This is a genomic window from Streptomyces sp. CA-181903, from assembly GCF_050937075.1.
In the GTDB taxonomy this organism is placed as follows: domain Bacteria; phylum Actinomycetota; class Actinomycetes; order Streptomycetales; family Streptomycetaceae; genus Streptomyces.
In genome coordinates this window covers 6,901,642-6,918,812 of record NZ_JBNJLY010000001.1, presented here as the reverse complement: position 1 = coordinate 6,918,812, position 17,171 = coordinate 6,901,642, and the positions used below count along the sequence as shown (strand labels likewise).

Annotated in this window: 13 protein-coding genes and 2 pseudogenes; 9 read left to right on the top strand and 6 right to left on the bottom strand. The window is 75.5% G+C overall.

The window, feature by feature from the left end:
- The first annotated feature begins 116 nt into the window (after nucleotides 1-116).
- Nucleotides 117-1,493 (top strand): dihydrolipoyl dehydrogenase family protein, encoded by a 1,377-nt coding sequence (locus tag ACQEVS_RS30660; RefSeq protein WP_433026068.1) that lies wholly within the window; start codon nucleotides 117-119, stop codon nucleotides 1,491-1,493.
- Nucleotides 1,494-1,603: 110 nt separating this feature from the next.
- Here ACQEVS_RS30660 and ACQEVS_RS30655 read toward each other — a convergent pair whose 3' ends face one another.
- A complete protein-coding gene (locus tag ACQEVS_RS30655; protein WP_433026065.1) occupies nucleotides 1,604-2,215 on the bottom strand; it encodes a flavin reductase family protein in 612 nt (203 codons plus the stop codon).
- Nucleotides 2,216-2,409: 194 nt separating this feature from the next.
- Here ACQEVS_RS30655 and ACQEVS_RS30650 point away from each other — a divergent pair, with 194 nt between their 5' ends.
- The 3 genes from ACQEVS_RS30650 to ACQEVS_RS30640 are packed head-to-tail and all read left to right on the top strand — an operon-like array spanning nucleotide 2,410 to nucleotide 5,965.
- Nucleotides 2,410-3,777 carry an N-acetyltransferase family protein gene (locus ACQEVS_RS30650; protein ID WP_433026062.1) on the top strand — a complete coding sequence of 456 codons (1,368 nt, stop codon included), beginning with the start codon at nucleotides 2,410-2,412 and terminating at the stop codon, nucleotides 3,775-3,777.
- 49 nt (nucleotides 3,778-3,826) lie between these two features.
- Entirely contained in the window at nucleotides 3,827-5,515 is a 1,689-nt protein-coding gene (locus ACQEVS_RS30645; RefSeq protein ID WP_433026059.1) for a DUF885 domain-containing protein, read from the top strand.
- 42 nt (nucleotides 5,516-5,557) lie between these two features.
- Nucleotides 5,558-5,965: an ATP-grasp domain-containing protein gene (locus ACQEVS_RS30640; protein WP_433026056.1), complete on the top strand. Its 408-nt coding sequence runs from the start codon at nucleotides 5,558-5,560 to the stop codon at nucleotides 5,963-5,965.
- Between the two features lie 147 nt (nucleotides 5,966-6,112).
- On the opposite strand, the gene ACQEVS_RS30635 is transcribed toward ACQEVS_RS30640, so the two are convergent.
- Entirely contained in the window at nucleotides 6,113-7,132 is a 1,020-nt protein-coding gene (locus tag ACQEVS_RS30635) for a helix-turn-helix transcriptional regulator (protein WP_433026053.1), read from the bottom strand.
- 185 nt (nucleotides 7,133-7,317) lie between these two features.
- Here ACQEVS_RS30635 and ACQEVS_RS30630 point away from each other — a divergent pair, with 185 nt between their 5' ends.
- Together ACQEVS_RS30630 and ACQEVS_RS30625 are read left to right on the top strand one after the other, a co-directional pair.
- On the top strand, nucleotides 7,318-8,154 hold the full coding sequence (locus tag ACQEVS_RS30630; RefSeq protein ID WP_433026050.1) for a VOC family protein: 837 nt from the start codon (nucleotides 7,318-7,320) through the stop codon (nucleotides 8,152-8,154).
- 79 nt (nucleotides 8,155-8,233) lie between these two features.
- Nucleotides 8,234-9,178, top strand: a complete 945-nt coding sequence (locus ACQEVS_RS30625; RefSeq protein ID WP_433026047.1) for a Gfo/Idh/MocA family protein — start codon at nucleotides 8,234-8,236, stop codon at nucleotides 9,176-9,178.
- A 41-nt stretch (nucleotides 9,179-9,219) separates the two neighbouring features.
- Here ACQEVS_RS30625 and ACQEVS_RS30620 read toward each other — a convergent pair whose 3' ends face one another.
- A complete protein-coding gene (locus tag ACQEVS_RS30620; protein ID WP_433026044.1) occupies nucleotides 9,220-9,699 on the bottom strand; it encodes a rhodanese-like domain-containing protein in 480 nt (159 codons plus the stop codon).
- A 195-nt stretch (nucleotides 9,700-9,894) separates the two neighbouring features.
- Between ACQEVS_RS30620 and ACQEVS_RS30615 the strand changes: the two are divergent.
- A pseudogene (locus ACQEVS_RS30615) lies at nucleotides 9,895-10,338 on the top strand (Lrp/AsnC family transcriptional regulator); the annotation flags it as partial.
- Here ACQEVS_RS30615 and ACQEVS_RS30610 read toward each other — a convergent pair.
- Nucleotides 10,331-13,454, bottom strand: a pseudogene (locus ACQEVS_RS30610) (AAA family ATPase). The pseudogenes ACQEVS_RS30615 and ACQEVS_RS30610 overlap by 8 nt on opposite strands.
- 234 nt (nucleotides 13,455-13,688) lie before the next feature.
- Entirely contained in the window at nucleotides 13,689-14,846 is a 1,158-nt protein-coding gene (locus ACQEVS_RS30605) for an exonuclease SbcCD subunit D (protein WP_433026041.1), read from the bottom strand.
- Between the two features lie 449 nt (nucleotides 14,847-15,295).
- On the opposite strand from ACQEVS_RS30605, the gene ACQEVS_RS30600 reads away from it, so the two are divergent.
- Entirely contained in the window at nucleotides 15,296-15,844 is a 549-nt protein-coding gene (locus ACQEVS_RS30600) for a Pycsar system effector family protein (RefSeq protein WP_433026038.1), read from the top strand.
- Between the two features lie 100 nt (nucleotides 15,845-15,944).
- A protein-coding gene (locus ACQEVS_RS30595; RefSeq protein ID WP_433026035.1) for an IS5 family transposase occupies nucleotides 15,945-16,749 on the top strand; the annotation gives its coding sequence in 2 pieces (ribosomal slippage) (nucleotides 15,945-16,285 and nucleotides 16,284-16,749; 807 coding nt in all).
- Nucleotides 16,750-16,772: 23 nt separating this feature from the next.
- Here the strand turns inward: ACQEVS_RS30595 and ACQEVS_RS30590 are convergent.
- Nucleotides 16,773-17,090, bottom strand: a complete 318-nt coding sequence (locus ACQEVS_RS30590) for a putative quinol monooxygenase (protein WP_433026032.1) — start codon at nucleotides 17,088-17,090, stop codon at nucleotides 16,773-16,775.
- Nucleotides 17,091-17,171 lie beyond the last annotated feature (81 nt).

The window sequence follows — 17,171 nt, the reverse complement described above, 5'->3', positions numbered from 1 at the left end:
AAGCGCCCACCGTCTGCCGGCTCGTCCCCGGGCGCGCGTCGGCCGTGACCGGCGGCCCCCGGTGCTGGCAGGGTGAACGGTCCGGGGAAGCCCACAACGGAGCGGAGCGCGGTGGCATGGCCGAGCAGGTGGACGTCGTCGTCATCGGAATGGGCCCGGGCGGCGAGCACGTCGCGGGGCGGCTGGCGGAGGCCGGTCTGCGGGTGGTGGGGGTGGAGGCGGAACTCGTCGGCGGCGAGTGCCCGTACTGGGGCTGTGTGCCCAGCAAGATGATGATCCGGGCCGGCGGACTGCTGGCCGAGGCCCGCCGGATCCCCGGGATGGCGGGCGCGGCGCGGGTGGAGCCGGACTGGTCGCCGGTCGCGGCGCGGATCCGCGACGAGGCCACCGACGACTGGGACGACCAGGTGGCCGCCGACCGGTTCCGCGGCAAGGGCGGCCGGCTGGCGCGCGGCCGGGGCCGGCTCACCGGCCCCCGGACCGTGACCGTGGACGGTCCGGAGGGCGGCGTCTTCGAGGCCGCGCGCGGGGTGGTGCTCGCCACCGGGACGAAGCCGCAGATCCCGCCGGTGCCCGGGCTGGACGCCGTCCCGTACTGGACGAACCGGGACGCCATCGCGGCCACCGAGCCCCCGGGGTCGCTGCTGGTGCTGGGCGGTGGCTCGATCGGCGTCGAACTCGCCCAGGTCTACGCCCGGTTCGGGACCCGCGTCACCGTGGTGGAGGCGACGGACACCCTCGTCCCGGCGGAGGAGCCGGAGGCCGCCGTCCTGCTCGCCGAGGTGCTGGCGGCCGAGGGGCTGACCGTCCGGACGGGCGCCAGGGCGGCCGCGGGCCGCCACGACGGCACCGCGTTCACCCTGGTCCTGGACGGCGGCGAGGAGTTGACGGCCGACCGGCTGCTGGTGGCGACCGGCCGCCGGGCGGACCTGCGGGACCTCGGGCTGGAGACCGTCGGCCTGGACCCGGAGGCCCGCTCGGTGCCCACGGACGGCCGGATGCGGGCCGCGGACGGGCTGTGGGCGGCGGGCGACGTGACCGGCCACGGCGCGTTCACGCACGTGGCCATGTACGAGGCGGAGATCGTCGCCCGCGAGCTGCTGGGCGAACCGGGGCCCGGGGCCGACTACCGGGCGCTGCCGCGCGTCACCTTCACCGACCCGGAGATCGGCGCCGTCGGGCTGACGGAGCGTCAGGCCCGCGAACGCGGGCTCCGGGTGCGCACCGGCCTGGCCCGGGTGCCGTCCTCGGCGCGCGGCTGGATCCACAAGGCGGGCAACCAGGGCCTGATCAAGCTGGTCGAGGACGCGGACCGCGGCGTCCTGGTCGGGGCCACGACGGCCGGCCCGGCGGGTGGCGAGATGCTGTACGGGGTGGCCGTGGCGGTCCGGGCGGAGGTGCCGGTGGAGACGCTGCGGCACATGATCTACGCGTATCCGACCTTCCACCGGGGGGTGGAGGACGCGCTGCGGGACCTGGTGTCGGGAGGGTAGCGGGCCGGGGCGTGCGCCCCGGGCGCACGCCCCGGCCCGGACGCGTGGGCCCGGGCGCGTGGGCCCGGGCGCGCCTCACGGCATGGGCGGCTCCCCGGGCCCGTGTCGGTTCAGGTCGCCGGCTTCCAGTCCGCGTAGGCGACGCGCGGGGTGGAGCGGACCCCGCCGACCGTCCCCCACTCGTCCCTCCCGAGGCGGCTGAGCGGGCGCATCCGGCTGATCTCCGGGTGCTCGCCGTCCAGGAAGGACGCGCCGACCGCGGCGTGGACGACCCGGCCGAGGACGATCGTGGAGTCGCCGAGGCGCAGCGTGCCGTGCAGCCGGCATTCGAGGGCGACGGGCGAGTCCGCGACCCGGGGTGCCTTCACTGCCAGCGAGGGCTCCTTGGCGAGGCCGACGGCGTCGAACTCGTCGACGCCGGGCGGGAAGTCGGCGCCGGTCTCGTTGATCTGCCGTTCGAGCCCCTCGGGGGCCAGGTTGACGACGAACTCACCGGTCGCCTCGACGTTGCGCAGGGTGTCCTTGCGGCCCACCGAGGTGAACTGCACGATCGGCGGCTCCACGCAGGCGATGGTGAAGAACGAGTGCGGGGCGAGGTTGGCCGTCGTCCCGTCCTCGGCGACCGTGGACACCCAGGCGATCGGCCGGGGCACGACCACGGAGGTGAGGAGCCGGTAGACGGCGGCCCGGCCGGCGGTTTCGATGTCGATGTCAACGCGCATGCCCGCCAGTATCCACGTCGCGGCGCCCGGCCGCCGACCCGGGACGGCCCCCGGGCGGGCGCCGTCACCGCAGGTCGGAGCGGCCGCCGGGGGCCGATGGAGCGACCCCGTCCGTAACGTGCCGCGGGTGTCTTTTACCGGGAGGACACGAGGTGTTCGTGATCGGGCAACACCGCTTCGTCAGGGTGGACACCATGACCGACACCGACGCGACCCCCACGGGCGCCCCCGGCCGCGCGCACCACTGGCGGCGTGACCTGGCGGAGCTCGCCGCCCTGTTCACCGCCGTGGCCGCCGCCGACTGCGTGGCCGACACCGTGGTGCACGGTCCCGACGGGCCGGTCCTGCTGGCCGGGTCGGCCGCCGCGCTGCTGGCCACGGCCGGGTTCCACACCTGGTGGCACCGGCGGCGCCGGGCTCGGTCCGAGGCACCCGCCCCCCGCCTCCCCGAAGAGGCCGTCGGCAGCGTGCTGTGGCGGATGCGCACGACCGTCCGCGACGAGCCGGGCAGCCTGGCGGCCCTCTGCCTGGCCCTGGCCGGCCGGGGCGTCGACATCCTCGCCCTCCAGACGCACCCGCTGGCCGAGGGGACGGTCGACGAGCTGCTGCTGCGCGCGCCGGGCGGGCTCACGGCCGACGCGCTGACCCGGGCCGCCGAGGCGGGCGGGGGCCGCGCGACCTGGCTGGAGCGGGCGGACGCCCACGACCTGGTGGACGCCCCCACCCGGGTGCTGGACCTCGCCACCCGCACCGCCCTGGACTCCGCCGAACTGCCGCTCGCGCTGCGCCGGCTGCTCGGCCGGTGCGCGATCCGCTCGGCGCCCGCGGGCGCGGCGGAGGTCCCGGCCGAAGGCGAGTGGCGGGAGACCGTGCTGCGGCTGCGCGACCCCTCCGGCGGCACGATCACCATCGAGCGTCCCCATCTCCCGTTCACCCCGGCGGAGTTCGCCCGCGCCCGGGCGCTCGTCGAGCTGGACGCGCGGCTGGGCCCGCGGTTCCCGCGCCGCGACGACGTGCTGACGCTGCCCGCCGGGGACGAGGTGACGGTCCGCCGGGCGGACACCGGCGACCTGGCGGCGGCCAAGGCGATGCACGAGCGCTGCTCCCCCGCGACGCTCGCGCTGCGCTACCACGGTCCGGTCCGGGACGTCGCCGCCGCCGACCGCTACCTCGGCCACCTGCTCGGCCCGCGGTTCGGCCGGACGCTCGCCGCGTACGCGCCGTCCGGCCGGCTGGTCGCGCTCGGCCATCTGCTGTGGGACGGCGAGGAGACCGAGGTGGCGCTGCTCGTCGAGGACGCCTGGCAGCGGCGCGGTGTCGGCGCCGAACTGCTGCGCCGGCTGGTGGTGATGGCGGCCGAGGCGGGCTGCGAGAGCGTCTACGCGGTCACCCGGGCGTCCAACACCGGCATGGTGGCGGCGATGCGCGGGCTGGGCCTGCCGCTGGACTACCAGGTCGAGGAGGGCACGCTGGTGATCACCGCCCGCGTCACGCCGGCCGCCGTCCCGCGCCTGGCCGCCGGACGGCCGTCAAAGCCGGTCGACGGCCGCGCGTCCCGGTGACGGCGAATCCGGCGTGACGCGGCGGCCCCCGCCGTACGAGGATGGGCGCATGCCGAACACCACCAGCACCCAGCTGCCCCGCCAGGTCGCCGACGCCTACGTCGACGCGTACATCGAGCTCGACCCGATCACCGGTACCTACCTCGGCGTGGCGTCCAGCGCCCGCCGGCTGCCCGACTTCTCGCCCGAGGGGCAGGAGGCGGTGGCCGCTCTGGCGCGGGAGACGCTGGCCCGGCTGGCGGAGGCCGAGCGGCTGCCCGGCGCGGACGACGACGCCGAGCGGCGCTGCGCCCGGCTGCTGCGCGAGCGGCTGACGGCCGAACTCGCGGTGCACGACGCGGGTGAACCGCTGCGCGCCGTCAGCAACATCCACTCGCCGCTGCACTCGGTGCGCGAGGTCTTCACGCTGATGCCGGTGGACAGCGCCGAGGACTGGTCGGCGGTCGCCGCCCGGCTGTGGACCGTGCCGGCCGCGCTGGAGGGCTACCGGGCGTCCCTGGCCGAGGGGTTGAAGCGCGGGCTGCCGGGCGGTCCGCGGCAGGTGGCCACGGTGCTGGAGCAGCTGGCCGAGTGGATCGGCACGGACGGCAAGGGCTGGTTCGGCGACTTCACGGCACCCGGCCCCGAGGAGCTGCGGGCGGAGCTGGACGGCGCGGCGGAGGCCGCCACGGGCGCCCTCGCCGGGATCCGCGACTGGCTGCGGGACGTCTACGCCCCCGCCGTCGAGGGCGCCCCGGACGTGGTGGGCCGCGAGCGCTACGCCCGGTGGTCGCGCTACTGGAACGGCACCGACCTGGACCTGGAGGAGGCGTACGCCTACGGCTGGTCCGAATTCCACCGCCTGCTGGCGGAGATGCGGACCGAGGCCGAGAAGATCCTGCCGGGCGCGCGGACGCCCTGGGAGGCGCTGGCCCACCTCGACGAGCACGGCACCCACATCGAGGGCGTCGAGGAGGTCAGGGAGTGGCTCCAGGGCCTGATGGACGAGGCCATCGAGGCGCTGGACGGCACCCACTTCGACCTGGCCGAGCGGGTCAAGCGCGTCGAGTCGCGGATCGCCCCGCCCGGCGGCGCGGCGGCCCCGTACTACACGGCCCCGTCGGAGGACTTCTCCCGCCCCGGCCGGACCTGGCTGCCTACCATGGGCCTGACCCGCTTCCCGGTGTACGACCTGGTGTCCACCTGGTACCACGAGGGCGTGCCGGGCCACCACCTCCAGCTCGCCCAGTGGACGCACGTGGCCGACCGCCTCTCCCGCTACCAGGTGACCCTGGGCCAGGTCAGCGCCAACGCCGAGGGCTGGGCGCTGTACGCGGAGCGGCTGATGGACGAACTGGGCTTCCTCACCGACGCGGAGCGGCGGCTGGGCTACCTGGACGCCCAGATGATGCGCGCCGCCCGCGTCATCGTCGACATCGGCATGCACCTGGAGCTGGAGATCCCGGCCGACTCCCCGTACCACCCCGGCGAGCGCTGGACGCCGGAGCTGGCCCAGGAGTTCTTCGGCCTGCACAGCAGCCGCCCGGCGGACTTCGTGGAGAGCGAACTCGTCCGCTACCTGGGCATGCCGGGCCAGGCCATCGGCTACAAGCTCGGCGAGCGCGCCTGGCTGCTGGGCCGCGAGGCGGCGCGGAAGCGGCACGGCGACGCGTTCGACGCGAAGGCGTGGCACATGGCGGCGCTGTCGCAGGGCTCGCTGGGCCTGGACGACCTGGTGGACGAGCTGTCGGCGCTCTGACGGCCGGGAGGCCGGCCCGGGCCCTGCGTAGGGGTTCCGGGCATGACTCCGCTGCTCCTCGTCTGCCGCGACCCGCTGTTGGTGGTCAAGGACTACGTGAAGTCGCGCAAACACGAGTGGGACGAGGCGTGTTACGTCCCCGGCCTCGCCGGCACGGACCGGCCGGCGGCGGTCGTGGGCCGATTCGCCGAGCTCCAGGGGGAGTTCCTGGCGGGCGGTGTCGTCCTCCGGTCCTTCGAGCGCTTCACGGCGGCGGGCGAGGCCCGGGTGTGGGGTGGACGGCCGCCCGGCCCTGACGACCGCCCACCCGGACACCCCGGACCGGCTCCCGGCCCCGCACTCGACACCGTGGCGCCGTGCGCCGCCGCGCTCGGCTGCCGGTTCGTCACCACGGACATGGCGCTCCGGGAAGACGGGGTGTGGCGGGTGGTGGAGGCGACGGCCAGGTGAGCGATCTGCCGGGCGGCTGCGATCCCGGTCCGCTGCTCGCGGCCCTCGCGGGGAGCCACGGACGGTCGCTCCCTGTCTCGCGGGAGCGAGAAGACGCTCTCTGAGCACCCGGCAGTGCCTGGGCCGACGGCGCCCGCTCCTTCGCGGTCACCCGTGGGGACCGTGATCCGCCGGGGCCTTGGGCGGGCCGCCGCCGGTCCGGACGGCGGTGTGCAGGGCCCGTCGGGTGCGCTCGGCGGTCCGGTGCAGGTGGTCGGTGACCTCGGGATCCGCGTCGAGCGTGTAGTCCGCGTCCACGGCGGCAAGGGTCTGGGCGATGCGGGAAAGGGAGTCACCGGAGCAGTCGACGGCACAGGTGGTGTCGTCGAGGGGGCGGACGCGATCGGCCAGGGCGCCGGTGCGGCGGCGGACGGTGTCGGCGGGCGCGTGGACGGTGACGAGGGCGCGGTGGCGGACGGGGGCGGTGGCGATCTTCCGTGCGACGTAGGCGGCCGGGTCCTGGCCGGGGACCGCGCCGGGGACGAAGCGGCGCCGGGTGGGGGTGGGGTCGGTGACGCGGTCGAGACGGAAGACGCGCCAGTCGTCGCGCTCGGTGTCGCGGGCCAGGAGGTACCACAGGCCGGAGGAGGCCACCAGGTGGTGGGGTTCCACGCGGCGTGAGGCGGTGGTGCCGTGCCGGGTGGTGTAGTCGAAGGCGACGGTCTCGTGGTCGCGGCAGGCGGCGGCGAGCGCGGAGAGCGTGGCCGGGTCGACGCGGGGCCCGCGCCGCTCCCAGCCGATGGTGGCGGTCGCCTGGTGCAGGGCCGCGACCTGGGTGCGCAGCCGGACCGGGAGGACCTGTTCGAGCTTGGCGAGCGCGCGCAGGGAGGTCTCCTCCATGCCGGTCAGATGGCCCGCGGCGGTGCGCAGGGCGACGGCGATCGCGATCGCTTCGTCGTCGTCGAGGATCAGCGGGGGCATGGCGGTGCCGGAGGCCAGCCGGTAGCCGCCGGCGTGGCCGGTGGTGCCCTCGACGGGATAGCCGAGCTCGCGCAGCCGGTCGATGTCGCGGCGGATCGTGCGGGTGGTCACGCCGAGGCGTCCGGCGAGTTCGGCGCCGGACCATTCGCGGCGGGTCTGCAGCAGGGACAGCAGGCGGAGCATGCGGGCGGGCAGGTCGGTCGTCATGTCCCCAGACTGCCGTCGTTCGAGGACAGGAGGTGTCCTAAAAGGCTCCTAGCGTGGAGTCGTCCATTCCGCGGGGGTGGCCAGGGCGCCGCCTGCCGGTCCGTACGACCGGAGCGGCCATGATCCGGGCTCGGCCCGGCCCCGCCCCCGCGCAGATCGATTCGTTCACGCAGGAGATGACCCTGATGTCTTTCATGTCTCCCGGCCAGGTGGTCTGGTTCGAGATCGGCACCGCCGATCCGCAGGCCGTCACCGGCTTCTACGGCCCGCTGCTCGGCTGGACCTTCGAGGTCGACCCGGACTCCTCCGTCGACGGCCGCACCTACACCCGCGTCCTCGCACCCGGCGCGCCGTGGCCGATGGGCGCGGTCCAGCAGGGCGGCATCGGCGAGGAGGCCGTCAACCTGTCCATCCTGTCCGCCGACGTCCACGCCGACGTCGACAGGCTGACCGGGCTGGGTGCGACGGTCGTGGTTCCGGCCACGCGGGTGGGGGACGTGACGGTCTTCGCCCGCCTGAAGGATCCGCGCGGCAATCTGTTCTCCCTGTTCTCGCAGTCGACCTCACAGCGGTTCGCCGAGCGGATCGCCGGCACCGAGGAGCACATGCGACAGGCCGCGGCCGTGCCGCGGCCCGGGTCGATGGCCGGCTTCGAGATCGGCACCACCGACCCGGAGGGCACCACCGGCTTCTACGGCGCCGCCTTCAGCTGGCGGTTCGAAGAGGCCGAGACGGCCGGCGGTACGCCGTACTCGGCCGTCTTCGGTCCCGGCGCCGCATGGCCGTCCGGCGGCCTGCTGGACCTCGGTGGCGACAACGCGGGCGAAACCGTCGACTACGCCATGCCGTGCTTCCTGGTCACCGACGTGGCCGCCACCTGTGCCGCCGCGCAGCGGGCCGGTGCCCGGGTCGAGCAGGGGCCGCGGCCCCTCCCCGGCGGCCTGGTCCGCTCCCGCCTCGTCGACCCGCGCGGCAACCGCTTCGGCCTGCTCTCCCGGCCCGCCGGGCCGTCGGCCGGCTGACCGCCGCTCCCCGGGGCCGGGCACCGCAGGCCGCAAGGCCGCCGCCCGACGACGTTCGACCACGCAAAAGGAGAAAGACGTGAAGATCGCACTGCTGGGAACCGGATTCGGACAGGCGCACGCCGCCGTCTACGCCGCCCGTGACGACGTCGAGGTGGTGATGTTCGGCCGCGACCCGGACAAGACCGCGAAGGCGGCCGGCCGGTTCGGCTTCGCCTCCGGCACCGACGTGGAGGCCGCGTTCGAGGACGACTCGTTCGACCTGGTCGACATCTGCCTGCCCATCGGCCTGCACGCGCCGTTCGCGCTGCGGGCCCTGGAGGCGGGCAAGCACGTGCTGGTCGAGCTGCCGCTGGCCGGTGACCTCGCCGCCGCCCGGCGCGTCACGGAGGCCGCCGCGCGTGGCGACCGACATGTGTTCGTCGATATGTTCGAGCGATTCATCCCCGCCAACCAGGTCCTCCTGGACGCCGTGGACCAGGGCACCTACGGGCGGCTGGAACAGCTGACCCTGTGGAACCTCACCGCCCACCTGTGGCCGGGCGCCTCGCTCGGGCTGAAGGTACTGCCCTTGGAGGCCATGCACAGCGACATGGACCTGATCACCCGCACCCTCGGCCTGCCGAGGGACGTCACGGTCACCACGGTCGCGCGCGACGGGGACTCCGCCGCCGTCGAGGCCACGTTCGCCTTCGACGGCGCCATCGCCCGCTCCTCGGTCTCCTCACTGATGCCGAAGCCCTGGGGCGCCCGCGGCGGCTACACCGCCACCTTCGAAGGCGGCGTACTGGACGCGGCCTCCACGATGGGCTTCGACGGCAAGCCGACCGGCACGGTGACCGCCTGCACCGCCGACGGCGCCCGCGAGCTGCCGCTGCCGCCCGCCGACCAGTACACCGCGATGATCGGCCACGTCCTGGACGTCCTCCGCGGCGAGGCCGAGAACCGGATCGCCCCCGACAGCGTGCTCGACGCCCTCCGGCTCACCCTGGACGTCGACCGCGAGGTCAACGGCCCGCGCTGAAGCGGCGACCGGCCGGGAGGCGACGCCCGCCGGGCCCGCCGTCAGCAGCCGCAGTCCGCGCCGTCCACCGGCGCGGTCAGCGGGTCCGGCGCCGACCGGCGCGTCCCCTCCCGGGTCCCGACCTCGTAGCCCTCGCGGATCCAGTACTCGATGCCGCCGAGCATCTCCTTGACCCGGTACCCGAGCGTCGCCAGGGCGAGCGCCGCCCGGGCGGCACCGTCGCAGCCGGGCCCCCAGCAGTACACGACGACGGGACGCGCCGGATCGATCAACTCGGCAGCCCGTAGGGGTATTTGGGCCGTCGGCAGGTGGACGGCTCCGGGTACGTGCCCCTGGTCCCACGCCGCCGTGGAGCGCGGGTCGACGACGGTGAAGTCCGCGGCGCCGGCGGCGAGCGCGGCGTGCACGTCGGCGACGTCGGTGTGGAAGGCGAGGCGGGCGGCGAAGTGGGCGGCGGCCGCGGCGGGTTGGGCCGGTGGTACGGAGAGGACGCGGGAGACGGAAGCGTTCGTCACTGTCATGGCCGGAAATCTACGGCGGCCCGGCCCGGCGGTGAACAGCGTTGCCCCGGCTCACCGGCCGTTCTGCCGGGGAATCCCCGGCGTTCGGCCCGTGGGGCCGGGGGTTTGCCGCATCGGCCGGGAGCGGCCCGGCGCACCCTGTGATTCCCGACGAAAACCTTGATCGACCGGGCATTCCCCTGCTAGACACCGCCCATGACCGATCATTCCCCGGACGCCACCGACTGGCGCATACTCGACGCCCTCCAGCGGAACGGACGCGTCGGATACGCCGAGCTGGCGCGGATCGTGAACATGTCCTCCAGCGCGGTGACCGAGCGCGTCCGGCGGCTGGAGGAGGCGGGGGTGATCGAGGGGTACACGGCCGTCGTCCGGCCCGAGCGGCTGGGGATGCCGGTGCTCGCGTTCGTGCGGCTGCGCTATCCGAACGGGAACTACAAGCCGTTCCACGACCTCCTCGACACCACCCCCGAGGCGCTGGAGGCGCACCACGTCACCGGGGACGACTGCTTCGTCATCAAGGTCGCCGCCCGGTCCATGCGGCACCTGGAGGAGGTGGCCGGACGGATCGGGGCGCTGGGGTCGGTGACGACGAGCGTGGTGTACTCGTCGCCGCTGGAGCGCCGGGCGTTCAGCCGGCCGGAGGCCCCCCGGCCCGATGAACCGCGGCAGGAGCGGCCCCGTCCCGACGGGCCGTCCGGTGCCGTATCGCCGAACCCGAGCGGTCCTTGACGACCTGGAGCTGCGCCGGGACGCGCTGCCGCAGGTCGGCGACGTGGCTGACGATGCCCACCGCGCGGTCGCGTTCGCGGAGCGAGTCGAGGACGTCGAGGACCTCGTCGAGGGTCTGCTCGTCCAGGCTGCCGAAGCCCTCGTCGATGAAGAGGGTGTCCAGGCGGGTGCCGCCCGCCTCCTCCGTGACGACGTCCGCGAGGCCGAGGGCCAGGGCGAGCGAGGCGAAGAAGGTCTCGCCGCCGGACAGGGTGGCGGTGTCGCGCTCGTTGCCCGTCCAGGCGTCGACGACGTGCAGCCCCAGGCCGGACCGGCCGCGTCCGGTGCCGCGGGCGTCGGAGTGGACGAGCGTGTAGCGGCCGGCGGACATCCGCCGGAGCCGTACGGTCGCGGCGGCGGCGACCTGCTCCAGCCGGGCGGCGAGGACGTACGACTCCAGGCTCATCTTCAGCTCGTTGTCGGCGGAGGTGCCGGCGGCGAGCGCGGCGAGGCCGGCGACGCGATGGTACTCCTCGCGCAGCGGGGCGAGCCGCCGGACGTCGTTCGCGGCCTCGGCGGAGAGCCGGTCGAGGGCGTCGCAGCGGCGCCGGGCCTCGGCGTCGCGGTCGGAGGCGGCCCGCAACCGGCTTACGGCGGAGGCGAGTTCTGCGTCCGCGGCTTCCGGGTCGGCGGGCTGGAGGCCGGCGGCGGCGACCGTCTCCTCGTCGGCCAGGGCCGCCGCGACGGCGGCCTCCTCCTGCCGCCAGGCGTCCAACCGGTCCTGTGCCGCACGGAGTTCGGCGGCGCCGAGGAGGGCGTCGGCCGCCTGGGCGGGGTGGCGAAGCCGGCGCGGTACGCCGCGTCGGCGAGCCGGTCGTCGGCGGCCTTGAGGGCGGTCGCCGCGTCCTCGGCGGCGCGGGCGGCCCCGGCGGCGGCGGCGAACAGCCCGGCCCGCTCCTCCAGTGCCGCGGCGCGCCGCGCGACGGACTCCTCGCCGCCGCGCGCCCGCGTCAACTCCTCCTGGAGGGACACCAGTTCGCGTTCCAAGTCGTCGCGGTGGGAGGTGCGGGCGGCGATCCGCAGCCGGGCCTGCTGCTGGGCGTCCCGACGTCGCTCGTACTCGTGCTCGGCCTCGGCGAGGGCGCCCCGGGCGGCGGGCGCGTCGGCGGCGGCCGTCCGCGCCTCGGCGTACGCGCGCCGGGCGGCGTCGGCGAGGGCGGCGAGCTCGGCGGTGGCCGCCTCGCCGGCGGCGGCGCGGGCCGCGGCCAGGGCCTCGCGGAGCGGGCCGTGCCGGCGGACGGCCTCCTCGCGGGCGGCCTCGGCGCGCCGGTAGGCGGCCTCGGCGGTCTGCTCGGCGGCGCGGTCCACGTGGCCGTCGGCGGCGCGGGCGGGGGCGGGGTGCGCGGTGGCGCCGCAGACGGTGCAGGGGTCGCCGGGGACGAGTCCTGCGGCCAGTTCGGCGGCGATGCCGCGCAGCCGGCGTTCCTTGGTGTCGAGCCAGTGCTCGCGGGCGCGGGCGGCCTCGTCGCGGGCGTCGGCCTCCGCCTGTTCCGCCGCCGCTGCCCGGAGGGACAGTTCGTCGCGGCGGCGGGCGGCGGCGAGGCGCTCCTCGGCGGGGGCGACGCGCGCGCCGAGCTGTTCGGCCCGGGCGGTGGCCTCGTGGGCGGCGTCGAGGCGGCGCTGGTGCCGCTCGCGCAGAACGGGCCAGCCGGCCAGCCAGTCGGCGTCGTCGGTGAGGGCCTCCTCGTCGGCGCGGGCCTGCCGTTCGAGGGCGGCGATCTCGGCGGCGACCTCGGCGGCACGGGCCTCGGCGCGGCGGGCCGCGGTGAGCGAGCCGAGCTCCTCGCGGTGGGCGTGGTCGAGGGCGGCGAGCCGGTCGGCGCCTGCCTCCCGGTGCTCCTCGGGCAGCCGGGCGCGGGCGCGGCGCTCGGCTTCGGCCGCCGCGCGGTGCCGGCGCTCGGCCTCGGCGCGGAGCTCCAGCGCGGGGGCGACGGCGGCCGCCTCACGGGCCCGGTCCAACCGGTCGCGGAGCGCGTCGCGTTCGGGACGCCGCTCCGCCAGCTCGTCGGCGCGGCGGCGCGCCTCGGCGAACCGCCGCTGGAGCCGCGCCCGTTCGCGGACCTCGGCGGCGCGCCCTGCCGCGCGCGCGTGGAGGTCCTCGGCGGCCCGGACGGCGGACGCGGCGACGGCCCGGCGCTCGCGGGCGGTGGTACGGGCGAGGGCCGCCCACTCCAGGACGGCGGCGGCGAGCCCGGGGCACCGGCGGCGAGCGGCGGCTCGGCGGGCCGGGGCGCGGGGACACCGGCCCGGACGCGGGCCGGGGCCGCGGTGGCAGTGGCGGGCGAAGGGGTGCCGACCTCGGGCAGCGACGGGTCGTCGGCGGCCTGCCGCATCCGGTGGCCGAGCGCGAGCAGCCGCTCGTCGCCGGTGCGCACCCGGGTCTCGGCGGCCTTGCGCAGCTCGGCGAGGTGCCTCTCGGCGGCGCCGAACCGGCCGGTGTCGAAGAGCCGGCCCAGCAGCCCGGCGCGGGCGGTGTCGTCGGCGCGCAGGAAGCGGGCGAAGTCGCCCTGCGGGAGCAGGACGACCTGGCAGAACTGCTCCCTGTCCAGCCCGAGGAGCTGTTTGATCTCCTCGCCGATCTCCTGGTGGGAGCGGCTGAGGCCGTGCCACTGCCCGTCGCGCAGTTCGCGCAGGGCGCTGTACGCCTTCTCCCGGGTGTAGCCGCTGCCCCGCTTCTTGGGGCGCGGCTGCTCGGGCCGCCGGGTGAGCTCCAACCGGCGTCCGCCGACGGTGAGTTCGAGGACGACCTCGGTGAGGGTGTCCGGCGCGGCGTGATCGCTGCGCAACCCGGGGCCGCTGCTCTGGCGGGCGCCGGGGACGCCGTTGTAGAGCGCGTAGCAGACGGCGTCGAGGACGGACGTCTTGCCGGCGCCGGTGGGGCCGTGCAGCAGGAACAGCCCGGCGGCGGAGAGGTCGTCGAAGTCGACGCGCTGGGTGTCGGCGAAGGGGCCGAACGCGGTGATCTCCAGGCGGTGCAGTCTCATCGCTTCCCCTCGGCGGCGGGGTGGTCGGCGGGGTGGGGTCGCCCGGAGCGGGGTGGCCGGCAGCGGCGCGGTGGCCGGCGGTGAAGTGCCCGGCAGCGGCGCGGTGGCCGGGGGCGGCGCGGTGGCAGGAGGCGGCGCGGGCGCCGGGGACGATGGTGCGGGCGCCGGGGACGGCTGCGCGGGCGCCGGCAGCGGCGTACCGCCCGGCGATCACGGGCTCGGGGCCGCGCGGGCTCATCGCTCCCCCTCGGCGGCGGCGACCCGGACGGTGTCGAGGGCGTCGGTCAGCAGGGCGCGCTCGGCGGCGTCGGGGCCCTCGCCCCGGACGTGGGCGACGAAGTCCTCGGCGATCTGCCGATCGGTCCGGCCGCGCAGCCGGCGGGCGTAGGAGGCGAGGGGGTCCTCGGGGGCGCGATCGGGGTCCAGGACAAGGCTGAGGACGTGCGGGAAGCGGGCGGCCAGCCGGGCCATGGGGTCCTTGGGGCGGACGGGGTCGGTGAGGGTGGCCTCGACCCAGGCGTCCTCGTGCCGGTCGAGGGCGGGGTCGTCGAGCAGCTCGTCCAGCCGGCCGCGGATCCGGGCGAGCGGGCGGGGCACCGGGCAGTCGATCCGCTCGCCGGTCACCGTGCCGTCGGCGGCGAGGTCGATCAGCCACATGGTCTTGCGGTGGGTCGCCTCGGAGAAGGAGTAGGCGAGCGGCGAGCCGGAGTAGCGGACGCGGTCGGTGATCGTCTGGCAGCCGTGGAGGTGGCCGAGCGCCGCGTAGTCCACGCCGTGGAAGATCTCGGGCGGTACGGCGGCGACCCCGCCGACGGTGATGTCGCGTTCACTGTCGCTGGCGGCGCCGCCCGCGACGAAGGCGTGCGCGAGGACGACGGACCGCGTCCCGGGCGGCCGGCCGGCGAGGTCGGCGCGCACCCGGTCCATCGCCGCCTCCAGCACGGCGGCGTGCCCGGCGCCCCGGGCGTCGAGGACGGTGCGGACGAGCGCGGGTTCGAGGTAGGGCAGGCCGTAGAAGGCGACGTCACCGTGGGCGTCGGCGAGGACGACGGGGGTGCCGCAGCCGGCGGGGTCGGTGCGGAGGTGGACGCCGGCCCGGCCGAGGAGCCCGGCGCCGACACCGAGCCGGCGGGCGGAGTCGTGGTTGCCGGAGATCATGACGACCGGCACGCCGGTGTCGGCGAGCCGGTGCAGTGCCTCGTCGAACAGCTCGACGGCGGAGAGCGGCGGCACGGCCCGGTCGTAGACGTCGCCGGCGACCAGCACCACGTCCACGGCGTGCTCGCGCACGGTGTCGACGAGGTGCGCGAGGAACGCGCGCTGGGCGTCGAGGAGGCCGACCCGGTGGAAGAAGCGGCCCAGATGCCAGTCGGACGTATGCAGCAGTCTCACGCGTCGGCTCCCGTCCCCATGCTCTCCTCGGCTCCCTGTTCCTCACTCGGGCCCCGACGGCGCGGGCAGCCGCCGTCCGGCGCAGCCGCCCCGGGGGCCCGGGCCGCCCCACAGTCTCGCATCCGGCGGCGGCTCCGGGGGACGGTGATCTCCTGGAGCGGGGCCGGGCACCCGCTGACCTGGCGGTCAGGAACACACTCCCCGGCGAGCGGGCGCCGCAGGGGGGCCGAACGGCTTGGCCGGTCCGAACAGTTTCGGCTCCCACGGCTGCCCCGGCTCTCACGGCTCTCACGGCTGCTCCGACTGCCTGACGGCCGCCGGCCGCTCGCACTCCGCATCCCTCACCGCTCCCCCGGACGTCACCGCGCCGGCCGGCGCCAGTGGTCGCGGCGCCAGGGGTCGCACAGGCGAAAAGCCGCCGGTCTGCGCGGCCTTTCGGTCAGCTTCCCGTGGGGCTCCCGTGGAACGTCCAATGCCGGGGACGATCGTCGGGTCGCCGAGAGGAGCGAGGTGCCCGTGCCGGAATCCCCCAGGACACCGCCTGGAGACTGCACGCCGCGCTGTCCGACTGGACGGGCAAGGCGGACGCGAAGGCGTCGTTCGCCCTCACCGTGCAGTCGGCGGTCCTGCTGGGGCTGGCGGCGGGCGCGGGCCGGGGTTTCGGACACGCGCGAGGGTTGGCGGCGGTGCTGCTGTGGGCGGGGGTCGCGGCCCTCGTCGTGGGCCTGGCCTGCGCGGTCCTCGCGGTCGCCCCGAGCCTGCGGGCGGACGTACCGGGCCCGGCGGAGGAGCGCTTCGTCTACTTCGGCCACCTGCGCGACTGGGAGCCCGGCGCGCTGGAGTACCGCCTCCGGGAGGCGGATCCGCTGCCCGCGCTCAGCCGCGAGCTGGTCGTCATGAGCCGGATCGCCTGGCGCAAACATGTCTGTGTGCGCTGGTCCCTCGTGTGCGCGGCGGCCGGCACGGCGGGGGTGGGCGCGGCGGCTGCTCTGACGTGACGAACGGGCGTGGGCGCGGCGACGGCCTTACTGATCGTTTCAAAATGAGTTCGGTTCGAAAGCCTGGCAGTTGAGGTGTCGGGGCAGCAGAGTCCTGTCCGTGCCTGATGATCTTGTGTCGGACGATCTGTGGGCGAGGGTGGCGCCGCTGCTGCCGTCTCGCCCTCCGAGGCGTTATCGCCATCCGGGACGGCTGCCCGCCGACGACCGGGCCGCGCTGCGCGGCATCGTGTACGTGCTACGCAAGGGCGTGAGCTGGTGGGACATGCCTGCGGAACGGACCGGGTGCAGCGGGATCACGGCCTGGCGGCGACTGCGGGACTGGACCGAGGCCGGCGTGTGGCCGCGCTTGCACGAGGTGCTGCTCGCCGAACTGCGGGCGGTGGGGCTGCTGGAGATGGGCGAGGCGGCGATCGACGGCTCGCACGTCTGGGCGCTCAAGGGGGGCGCACACCGGACCTTCGCCGGTCGACCGGGGCAGGACGGGCAGCAAGCACCACCTGATCGTTGATCGGCACGGCACTCCGCTCGCCGTCACATTGACCGGCGGGAACCGACACGACGTCACGCAGTTGCTGCCGCTGCTGAACGCGATCCCACCGGTCCGGGGCCTGCGCGGGAGGCCCCGCCGACGGCCACGTCGGCTGTTCGCTGACCGCGGTTACGACTACGACAAGTACCGCCGCCTCCGCCGCCGCGGCATCACCCCGAGGATCGCCCGTCGCGGCGTTGCCCACGGCTCCGGACTCGGCAAGACCCGCTGGGTGGTCGAGCGGACCTTCGCCTGGCTCCACCAGTTCAAGCGCCTGCGGATCCGCTACGAGATACGCGCCAACCTCCACCTTGCCCTGCTTCAGCTCGCCTGCAGCATCATCTGCCTCCGACGACTCCGAACGGCCTTGTGAAGCGATCGGCGAGTCGGACACGGCTAACCTGCCGCAGGCGCAATCTCACTCGGCTGGCCATACAGCCGCACGTCGCGCGCAGTTGCCAGCGACATCAGCCGGGCGAGGCCAATCTCGCGGAAGTGGTCAGAGTCGCGGTGAGCTGCAAAGGCAGCACTGTCAACGTACTTCTCGATGCTCACGTACCGCTCGGGTGAGTCCTCGGAACGAAACACCTCGTAGGAGAGACAGCCCGGTTCCTCGCGACAGGCAGCGGCGAACTCGTGGAGGATTTGGCCAAACTCAACAGCATTCTCCGGACTGCATGACACATCGGCAACGACAAGCACGTGCGAATCCATGGCACACATCCTACGTCCAGCGTGACCGAGGGGTTGTTGGGCGGTGGAGACCCTGCCTGCCCAAACTCCTGGGAAGCGATC

Excerpts from the sequence above, each read along its gene's own strand:
- ACQEVS_RS30660 (WP_433026068.1), top strand. The coding sequence starts at position 117 with ATGGCCGAGCAGGTGGACGTCGTCGTCATCGGAATGGGCCCGGGCGGC.
- ACQEVS_RS30655 (WP_433026065.1), bottom strand. The coding sequence starts at position 2,215 with ATGCGCGTTGACATCGACATCGAAACCGCCGGCCGGGCCGCCGTCTAC.
- ACQEVS_RS30650 (WP_433026062.1), top strand. The coding sequence starts at position 2,410 with ATGACCGACACCGACGCGACCCCCACGGGCGCCCCCGGCCGCGCGCAC.
- ACQEVS_RS30645 (WP_433026059.1), top strand. The coding sequence starts at position 3,827 with ATGCCGAACACCACCAGCACCCAGCTGCCCCGCCAGGTCGCCGACGCC.
- ACQEVS_RS30640 (WP_433026056.1), top strand. The coding sequence starts at position 5,558 with ATGACTCCGCTGCTCCTCGTCTGCCGCGACCCGCTGTTGGTGGTCAAG.
- ACQEVS_RS30635 (WP_433026053.1), bottom strand. The coding sequence starts at position 7,132 with ATGACGACCGACCTGCCCGCCCGCATGCTCCGCCTGCTGTCCCTGCTG.
- ACQEVS_RS30630 (WP_433026050.1), top strand. The coding sequence starts at position 7,318 with ATGTCTTTCATGTCTCCCGGCCAGGTGGTCTGGTTCGAGATCGGCACC.
- ACQEVS_RS30620 (WP_433026044.1), bottom strand. The coding sequence starts at position 9,699 with ATGACAGTGACGAACGCTTCCGTCTCCCGCGTCCTCTCCGTACCACCG.
- ACQEVS_RS30590 (WP_433026032.1), bottom strand. The coding sequence starts at position 17,090 with ATGGATTCGCACGTGCTTGTCGTTGCCGATGTGTCATGCAGTCCGGAG.